Source organism: Shewanella sp. CG12_big_fil_rev_8_21_14_0_65_47_15 (assembly GCF_002783505.1).
Classification (GTDB): Bacteria; Pseudomonadota; Gammaproteobacteria; order Enterobacterales; family Shewanellaceae; genus Shewanella.
On record NZ_PFGL01000039.1, the window covers coordinates 1 to 310 of the forward strand.

A 310-nucleotide genomic window follows, 5' to 3' on the forward strand; every position below is an offset into this window, starting at 1 on the left:
TAGGTCCATAAAGCGCTTCAAGTCAGGTTTTGAATGATTAAGTATGCCCTGCAATTTTCTCCATATGTCGCAGGTTTCAAGCCTGTTTTTTCATGGCTATTTTGCCATAGCAGCCCCTAGGTTCCTTTAGTTTAAACCCAGTTCTCTTTTTCGGCTTATAGGGCCAGCTCAGGATGCTTTTGTTCAAGCCATATTTCCACCTCGGCTTTCAACTCCTTTACAAACTCAATAAGTTCATCCACATCGTCATCTGTAACACCCCCGACATAGTCATATTCGACAACATTCCTTTTGGCTCGGCAGGCATCCA